The 10,061-nt window shown below is 37.7% G+C and carries 4 protein-coding genes and 1 pseudogene; all 5 read left to right on the forward strand.

What is annotated here, in order from left to right; all coding sequences use genetic code 11:
• The first annotated feature begins 294 nt into the window (after window positions 1-294).
• The 5 genes and pseudogenes from BOQ62_RS21080 to BOQ62_RS21100 all read left to right on the forward strand — a co-directional run bounded on the left by BOQ62_RS21080 (window position 295) and on the right by BOQ62_RS21100 (window position 9,558).
• Window positions 295-966, forward strand: coding sequence for a GLPGLI family protein (locus tag BOQ62_RS21080; protein ID WP_129042320.1), 672 nt, complete (start codon window positions 295-297; stop codon window positions 964-966).
• Between the two features lie 82 nt (window positions 967-1,048).
• On the forward strand, window positions 1,049-1,633 hold the full coding sequence (ruvA, locus tag BOQ62_RS21085; RefSeq protein WP_129042321.1) for a Holliday junction branch migration protein RuvA: 585 nt from the start codon (window positions 1,049-1,051) through the stop codon (window positions 1,631-1,633).
• Between the two features lie 57 nt (window positions 1,634-1,690).
• A pseudogene (gene sprA, locus BOQ62_RS21090) lies at window positions 1,691-8,721 on the forward strand (cell surface protein SprA).
• A 107-nt stretch (window positions 8,722-8,828) separates the two neighbouring features.
• Window positions 8,829-9,206, forward strand: a complete 378-nt coding sequence (gene gcvH, locus BOQ62_RS21095; protein ID WP_129042322.1) for a glycine cleavage system protein GcvH — start codon at window positions 8,829-8,831, stop codon at window positions 9,204-9,206.
• Window positions 9,207-9,231: 25 nt separating this feature from the next.
• Entirely contained in the window at window positions 9,232-9,558 is a 327-nt protein-coding gene (locus BOQ62_RS21100) for a VanZ family protein (protein WP_410494232.1), read from the forward strand.
• The last annotated feature ends 503 nt before the right edge of the window (window positions 9,559-10,061 follow it).

Raw genomic sequence — 10,061 nt, forward strand, 5'->3', positions numbered from 1 at the left:
AAAAGCATTTTGTAAAAGATGCTTTTTTTTGTTTGTATATCTGTTCATTCTTATAGCAGCTGGTACTACTAATAATGTTTTTATTACCTTTGAGGTCAATATATAGTTATATACTCTTACTGAAAGTAGGGGATATAAAAAAACAAAACTAATAATCTGATATATGCAATTGAAAACGTTCATAGCCATTCTGCTTTTCTCATTCGTACAAAATTTTTATTCTCAGAATATGAGAATAGATTATAATCTTGTCTATAAAGAAGACTCTTTAAGTACTGAAACAGTATCCAAAAAATGGTACTTCTCGTCCAGGATGGAGAATCCAGATTTTGCACGGAAAAACAATATCAGGTAGATTCCCTGAGAAGTATTGGTTTTCATGGTTTTGCCGTGGGAGACTATGTTTTTGATGCAGTAAAAGATAAGCAGGATAGAATCTCAAAGTATTACTATATGTCAGCCGATGTATATAAACTGACAGAATCTATACAGTTAGACTGGAAAATAGAAAAAGAGGTTGCTAAAAAATATGGTTATAACTGTCAGAAAGCAACATTAAGCTATAAAGGAAGAATTTGGGAAGCTTGGTTTACACAGGATATTCCCATGCAGGAAGGTCCCTATATTTTCAAAGGATTGCCAGGTTTGATTGTGGAAATGGAGGATAAAAGTCATTCCTATAAATTCTCCTTTTCAGGGTTGAAAAAAGATTTTCAAAAAATGAACTTTGTGAGCTTGGGCTTTAAGCTGGTAAATGTTTCAAGGAATAATCTTAAAAAGCTAATGCTGGACTATTATAATGATCCGTTTCGTGAGATGACCTCTGGAAATGTGAGAGCAAAATTCAAGGATGAAAAGGGAAATGAGATAGAACCCAATTTTAGGGAAATGACAAAAAATATACAAACTTCCCTGAAAAAAAACAATAATCCTATAGAATTGTCAGAAGCGATTAAATATCCATAGTCGTTAAAAACAATTTATTTTAACCTTTAATGCTGTATTTGGAGGTTAAATTTTTATATTTGGGGAGTTTCAAAAATTAATAATGATATTTTCTTTACAAGGTACTGTTCAAGAACTTACACCTACCTATGCAGTAATCAATGTACAAGGCGTTGGCTACTATGTGGGGATCAGCTTAATGACCTCACAAACACTTACTTTAAATCAACAAACTGTTTTATTTATTCAGCAGATTATCCGTGAAGATGCTCATCTTTTGTTCGGCTTTAACAGTCGTTCGGAAAAAGAAATGTTTAATTTGTTAATAAGCGTTAATGGAGTGGGTGCCGTTTCCGCACTTATCCTGCTGTCTACATTAAGCCTTGACGAAATAGCATCAGCAATACTTTCCGGTAACAGTGCATTGATTCAAAAAGCAAAAGGAATCGGTGCAAAAACTGCTGAAAGAATTATCGTTGATCTTAAAGATAAAGTGCAGAAATACAGTGATCCGAATGTGAATATTTCTGTGTTGGCAGATAATAAAATCAAGGAAGAATCGTTATCTGCATTAGAAGTTTTAGGAATTCCTAAACGTACCAGCGAGAAGATTGCCGATAGAATAATAAAACAAAATCCAAGCATCTCGGTTGAAGAATTGGTTAAACAAATTTTAAAAAACATTTAACATTTGGTGGCGAATATTAAGCATCTTAACATATTTTTGTTCCTGTCGTTCCTGTTTATGTCTGTCGGTGCTTTTGCACAAGTACAGAGAGATACGGCGATCATAAGAAAACAATATGAAGTGGCCGACCCTACGAGGTACGAAGCCTATTACGACATAAAAACCGGGATGTACTACGTGTATCCCAAAATCGGAAATACCATCACAGGTCCTCCTACAGCCATGTCTCCGGAAGAGTATAAACAATACATGCTTGCTACCCAGACTAAAGCTTACTACAAGGAGAAGTCTGATAAATACAACCTTCTTTTCAGAAAGGATAAATCAGATGCAAGGAGAAAAGGACTTATTCCTTCGGTGATGATCAATAACAAGCTTTTCGAAACCATTTTCGGAGGTAATAAAATTGAGATCATTCCTTCAGGATATGCATCCCTGGATTTTGCCGGACTTTACCAAAAAATTGATAACCCGATGATCCTGCCACAAAACAGGACCAGTTTTACCTTTGATATTGATCAGAGAATTCAGTTGGGATTATTAGGTAAGGTAGGAGAAAACCTTCAGTTAAAGGCCAATTATGACACCCAGAGTGGTTTTGCCTTTGAAAACAGAATGAACCTCGTTTGGCAGGCAAAAGGAAGCTGGAAAGATCTTCAAAGCAAAGGTCTTGGAAATGTAGATAAACCTAACGAAGGAGGAGAAGATAAAATCATCAAAAGAGTTGAATTCGGTAACGTAAATATGCCACTTTCAACGAGTCTGATCCGTGGTTCACAATCATTGTTCGGGGTGAAAACCGAATTCCAGTTAGGAAAAACATTTGGAACAGTAGTTCTTTCCCAGCAACAAGGAGAGGCTCGTAATATTGTAGTACAGGGTGGTGGGGTTATGAACAACTTTAAAGTCAATGCCATTGACTATGAAGAAAACCAGCACTTCTTTTTAGGACATTATTTCCTGAACAAATATGATGATGCATTGCTTAATTATCCACAGATCAACTCAACAATCAATATTACCAGAATGGAAGTCTGGGTATTGGATCAAGGGAACAGTAACCTGGCTTATCAGAAAAGTATTATCGGGATCAGAGACCTTGGAGAAGCTGCAGGTGGATTTACTTTACCAGATAACTCCCTGAACGGTTTATATGATGATGTGTCCGCAGTAGCAGGTTCAAGAGAAGCAGGAAAAAATTACAATGCTCTTTTTCAAGGGCATGTCTTCCCGGGAACATCTACTCCTTACAATAACGGGGAAGAATTTATTCTTGCTACAAAAGCGAGAAAACTGAATTCTAATGAATTTACCTACCAGCCGCAGTTAGGATATATTTCATTAAATCAAAAGCTTAATGACCAGCAGCTTTTAGCTGTTTCCTATTCATATACTGTTAACGGAAGCAATAAAATTTACAAAGTAGGGGAGTTCTCTGAAGAAAGCCCGGTGTTGATCACCAAAGTACTGAGAGTAAATAATAAGGTGAATACCCAATCTCCGATGTGGGATTTGATGATGAAGAATATCTATTCTATAGACGCAGGACAGGTTGCTCAGGATGGCTTTATTCTCAACGTATATTACAGAGATCCAAAAACAGGAGGTAAGGTAAACTACCTTCCGGATACTCCTGTAAAAGATCAGAATTTACTGAAATTATTCAATTGGGACCGTCTTAATATGAACGGCGATATCCAGAATAATAAAGATGGAAGTAAAGGAGATGGTATTTTCGACTTTGTCAATGGGATTACCATCAGACCTGAAACAGGAAGAGTGATTTTTACCAAAGCGCAACCTTTCGGTAAATATCTGGAATCCAAATTAGGAACCAGTGATCCTCAATATGTGTTTCAGGATCTTTATACCAAACAAAAACAACAAGCGTCCGCCAGTAACCTTTCTCAAAGATATACCCTTGAAGGCCGTTACAAAGGAGTTCAGGGTCAAGGTATATCTTTAGGAGCGGTAAACGTTCCTCAGGGATCAGTAAAAGTAGCAGCAAATGGAGTACAGCTTACAGAAGGAGTAGACTATACGGTAGACTATATGCTTGGTACGGTTACCATTATCAATGAAAATGTAAAACAGTCCGGGCAAGCAATCAATATTTCATTAGAAAACCAGTTGACATTTAATACCCAAAGAAAAAGATTCTTAGGATTAAATTTAGAAAGAAGATTTAGTGAGAACTTTATCTTAGGAGGAACGGTAATCAATTACTCAGAATCTCCGCTTACCCAAAAAGTAAATTTCGGGCAGGAAGCGGTAAACAATACCATGGCAGGGATCAACTTGATGTACAACAATCAGGCTCCTTATCTGACAAGACTGACCAATAAACTTCCGATGGTAAAAACCGAAGCTCCATCCAACTTAAACTTCAAGATGGAAGCTGCATATCTGATGCCAGGGCTGAATAAAGGAACTAATAACCAGTCTTATATTGATGATTTTGAACAGACAACTTCTAAGATATCATTAAAAGAACCGGCAGCATGGAGCTTAGCTTCAAAACCCGAAAAGAATAAATTGCCACCATTTAATACAATACCTGGCAATGACGACTTAACAAGCGGATATGGAAGAGGACTATTAACCTGGTATAATATTGACCCTAGATTCTGGGGTGTTGGAGGAAAAGCTCCTTCAGGAATTACACCTCAGTCTGTATCCAATCACGCTTCAAGAAGAGTACAATATTCGGAGATTTATAACAACAGAGATTTCGTAGCAGGAGAACAAACTTTCACCAATACTTTCGATATCTCTTATTTCCCTAAAGAAAAAGGACCATACAACGTAAATCCAGTAACAGAGCAGGCGCAAAGCAGATGGGGAGGAATTATGAGATCAATCAGTGTTCCGAACTTCGTTACTTCCAATATTGAATACGTTGAATTCTGGATGATGGATCCTTATGCAGATGGTAAAACTCTGGGAACTGATCCAAGACTTTTACTTCATTTAGGAAACGTTTCAGAAGATGTTCTGAAGGACGGGAAAATGCAATACGAAAACGGACTTCCAACTCCTGGTACACCATCATCTACTACGAATTCAAACTGGGGAGTACAGCCAAAACAACCACCAATCTTATACGCCTTCTCTACAGAAGGAGATGAGAGAAGAGTACAGGATGCAGGATATGATGGTCTTACTTCTGATCAGGAAGCCATGAGATTCGGAAATACATTTGTAAATCCGGTCACCAATATTGCTGACCCTGCAGTGGATGACTTCGTATTCTATCTTTCGGATAAATTTACAGGAACCCAGGCGTCGTCAGTGGTGGAGCGTTATAAATATTTCAGAAACCCGGAAGGAAACTCAGAAGCGAACTCTCTGAACGTAGCTTCTCAAACTCCGGATGCTGAAGATATCAACAAAGATTATAACCTTGATCAGACAGAGAACTATAACCAGTATGTTATTAAGCTTGACCAACCTAGCTTGACACTTGGGGGGGATAATAATATCGTAGATGTTAAAACGGTAAAAGCATCATTCCAGAATGGGCAGACTTCAGATGTAAAATGGTATTTATTCAGAATACCGGTATCTAAGTATGATCCACAGGAAGGATCACATGACCCTTCAGTATTGAACAATGTAAGATTTGCAAGATTAATGCTGGCAGGATTTGATCAGACCTCTACTTTAAGATTCGGAACAATGGATCTTGTAAGATCAGACTGGAGAAAGTATGATAGTAAAATTGCCAGTACAGTGGTTTCTGCACCAGAAGAAGGAATAGGTGCTGTGACAGATCCAAACTTTGAAGTAGGAAGTGTAAATATTGAAGAAAATGCATTGAACCAGCCTCCATATGTATTGCCTCCGGGAATTGACAGACAGGTATTGAGTGGAAATGCAGGAGCTCAAAGACAAAATGAAGCTTCACTTTACATGAAAGTAACTGATCTTAAATCAGAAGCAAGAGGGGTATTCAAAAATACAACGTTGGACATGAGAAGATACAAAAAGCTGAAGTTATTTGTACACGCTCACGATCCATTGAACAGAGTAATAGGAATGGATGAGAAAACCAAATTCTTTATCCGTTTCGGAAGCGATGCTACTGACAACTACTACGAATATGAATCATCATTAAAAATGACTCCAACAACGGCAACAGCTCCTATGGAAATCTGGCCATTGGAAAATGAAGTTGATTTTGACGTTCAAAATTTTGTAGATGCTAAGATCAGAAGAGATAAATCGGGAGTAGCAATTACCAATAGAACAATGGATCCTGCATACCAGGAACCTTTCAAAAATATTTATATTAAAGGTAGGCCAAGCTTAGGAAATATTACCACTATTATGATTGGGGTAAGAAATGCTGATGTAAGAGGAGGTGCCGGAATAACCAGAATATTATGGGTAAACGAAATCCGCCTTTCTGAAATTGAGAATGATGGAGGGTATGCAGGAAATGCCAGTTTAAACTTCAATATGGGAGACCTGGCAACTGTAAATGCCAATGCTTCTTATACTTCAGTTGGTTTCGGAAATATTGATTCCAAACCGGCAGAAAGAATACAGTCTACCCAATCAGCATTCAGTATTAATACTGCCGTTAATTTAGACAAATTCCTTCCGGAAAAAACAGGAGTGAAGATTCCTTTAAACTATTCTTATTCGCAGACTATCGAAGATCCAAAATATAATCCTTTGGATACCGACGTGGAATTCAATAAGGCACCGAATAAAGATCAGTTGAAAAAAGTAGCGAGAACCTACACTCAGCAGAGAAGTATAGGAGTCGTTAATATGCATAAAGAAAGAGTAAACCCAAATAAAAAGCCTAAGTTTTATGACATTGAAAACGTTTCGGTAACGGCTGTTTATAACGATGACTATTTCAGAGATATCTATACCAAGAAAAATTACAGACAATATCTGAGAGGATATATTGATTACAACTACACGTTTAAACCGTGGGTAATTAAGCCTTTCAATAAAATGATCAGCGATACTGCGAAATCTACCAAGTATCTGAGATGGGTTAAGGAATTCAACTTTAATCCGATCCCTACAAGGATATCTTTCAGAACTGAAATCGACAGAAACTACAATGAACTTGAGTTCAGAAATGTAGAAGCGATCCTGAACGGAGATATGAATAATAATTTTGATGCCATCAGAAACAGAAACTTCTTTTTGGATGGCAGTATGGGTTAGGATTCAATTTCACGAAATCATTAAAACTGGAAATCAATTCAGCAACCAGAACTTTGAATGATAATCTGGATGTAAACTCAATGGACAACAAGTCGATTTTTGGGAATGTATTCAGAGCTGGTAGACCTGTATTGTATAACCACAGAGCACAGTTGAATTATAAACTGCCGTTCCAGTATCTGCCTTACCTGGATTTCATTGATGCCGAAATAGGATATGGATTTACGTATAACTGGGCTGCAAGGTCTACCTCTTTGTTAGGATTTGTAGATCCTCAGACCAATCAGCAGCAAAGTTTAGGATCTGTTGGTCAGAATACAAATGTGATACAGGCAACAGCTTCAGCAGATCTTCCTAAGTTCTTTGGACAGTTTAATTATTTTAAAAATATAAATGCCAAGCTTCAGAAACGCAGACAGGAGATGGACTCTCTGAACAATGTGTATACGAAGCAGTGGGAGAAGAATAGATACAGATACAAGAAGTATAAGTTTAAAAACAGACTTACCCCACTTCAAAGTGCTGCCTTCTTCCTTACTTCTTTCAAACAGTTGAATGTAAGCTACACCGAAAATAATGGTACTGTACTTCCAGGATTATTATCTGCTCCAAACTGGTATGGATCCGGACAAACATTGGGAGGACCAACAATTGGATTCCTTTTTGGATCACAGGCAGACATCAGAAGAACAGTAATGGAAAACGGATGGGTAAGTGGCTCCAACTATATGACAGATCCATATGTAAGAATGTCTACCAAAGAATTGAGAGCAGACTTACAGGTAATGCCAATGAATGATTTAAGGATTGATTTAAATGTGCTGCATACTTTTAACAGTAACTTCTCACATACAGGATTCAACTATACCAATAACGGAGTTCCGGATCCTGACTTTACATTTGCCAGCGAATTGACAACATATTCCAACACAACAATGCTTCTTAGTACTTCATTCAAAGATGGGCAGGCGGTTTATCAGGCCATCAGAGAAAATGCAAGAGCACTGTCACAACAACTTGGAGGTACAGGAGCACTGGATAACAATGGATTTGCTCAGCATTACAGTATAGGAAACGCTTATGTATTGATTCCAGCCTTTAGAGCAGCTATGGAAGGAAAATCTGTGACACCAATGGGTAATCCTAAAAAATCAGGCTTCCCATTACCAAACTGGAGAATTACCTATTCAGGATTAAAAAATATCCCGATCATTAGCGGACAGTTCACGAAGTTTGATATCCTGCATGGATATACAGCAACCTATACTGCTACAGGAATCCAGAGTAATGTAGATTATCATGGCAATCCGGGGGGATATTATCAAACTGTAGATGATGCGGGTAACGTTATCAAAAATGCAGGAGATAAGATCAATCCATATACATTTGCACAGGTAGGATATGTAGAATCCTTCTCACCACTTATCGGAATAGATGTTACCATGAGAAACAATATGCAGTTTGGGATACAGTATAATAAAACAAGAATGATGGTATTGGGATTGGTAAATCAAACGCTTACCGAAGATGCCAATACAGAATATGTAGTAAGACTTGGATACATTGTAAGAAACTTCAGATTAGGAACTGCTAATATCAGAGGAAGAGGAACAAGAGGAAAAGGAAGTGATCTTAACATCAGAGGAGATATCTCATTAAGAGACAGCAAAACCTCCATTATGAATATTCTTCTAAATGATGCACAGGTGACAGGAGGGCAAAGACTGATGAATATCAAACTTTCCGCAGACTATAATGTTTCCGAGAATCTTAACCTGAGAGTATTCTACGAACAGATGACCTCAAAATATAAGATCTCCACAGCATTCCCACTGTCTACGATCAGAGCAGGTATCTCCGCCACATTTACATTCGGAGAATCCGGAGGCGGATTCTAAAAATAATACAAACTTAAAAGTCCTTCAGTTTTGGAGGACTTTTTTTATATCCAATATTTGAAGCTAGTATATTTTTGAATACATTTGTACAAAATAAAAATTAAAAAATGAACACACCATCAGAATTAAAGTACACGAAAGATCACGAATGGATCAAGATCGAAGGTAACGTTGCTACAATCGGTATTACAGACTTCGCTCAGGGAGAACTTGGAGACATCGTATATGTAGATGTAGATACTGTAGATGATGATCTAAATGGAGGAGATGTTTTTGGAAGTGTAGAAGCAGTAAAGACCGTTTCTGATCTATTCTTACCTATCGCAGGAAAGGTTATTGCATTTAATGAAGAATTAGAAAGCCAGCCAGAATTGTTAAATACAGATCCTTATGGAGATGGATGGATCATTAAATTGGAAATTGCTGATGGAGCAGATCAGTCTGAGTTACTTTCTGCAGATGATTACAAAGCAATCATTGGATAAGATTTCAAAAATATTTAGTAAGATATTGCCCATTTATTGGGCATTTCTTACTTATATGCTTCTCAAGCCCGGAGAAGAAAACCAGGAATACTGGTTTATGTTCAGCGGTATCGACAAAGTACTGCATTTAAGTATATTTGCAGCCTTGGGTTTTTCTTTCATTGCCGCATTTCCCAGAATAAAATTCTCATACTTCTTTCAGATCATCCTAATCTATGCATTCCTTACAGAAATTCTGCAGGAAGAAATGGGATTAGGTAGATCCATGGAAACATTGGATATCGTAGCAGATACTGTCGGATGTCTATTGGGATACTATACGTACAAGATGTTGGTCAAGCGTTTCTTTTAGCTTTATCTTATCCTCAAAACCCATCAGGAACTCATATTTCCCATCTTCCTCTCCAACCCTCCAACTCTCAGGTTCTCTCACGCTCCAATTCTCCAGTTTTTTTGGAGCTTTATCCTGCTATCCATTCATACTCCTCGTACCAGCACGCTCCCGTACCCAAACCCTCTCACTCTCGAACTCTCAGACTCTCCAACATTCTCAGGAGCTTTATCCTGCTATCCATTCATACTCCTCGCTCATTGCGCTCCCACATCCAAACTCTCTCCCGCTCCCACCCATACTGCGGGGTAACCATTTCTATCAGGGCTAGGGAAGGGGAATTAATGATGAATGATGAGTTCCGGGGTTCGGGTTTTAAAGTTACGAGTTTCTGGTTGTGTGGGTTCAGTAATCAGTCTGAAGTTTTTACATCTATAATTCTTATGCAATAATTAATGTACAGCTATACCATTATTTCTATTATGTCATTCCGTAGGAATCTAAACTTATTTACGAGAGTCTTA

It is taken from the genome of Chryseobacterium sp. CH21, from assembly GCF_004119445.1.
GTDB lineage: Bacteria > Bacteroidota > Bacteroidia > Flavobacteriales > Weeksellaceae > Chryseobacterium.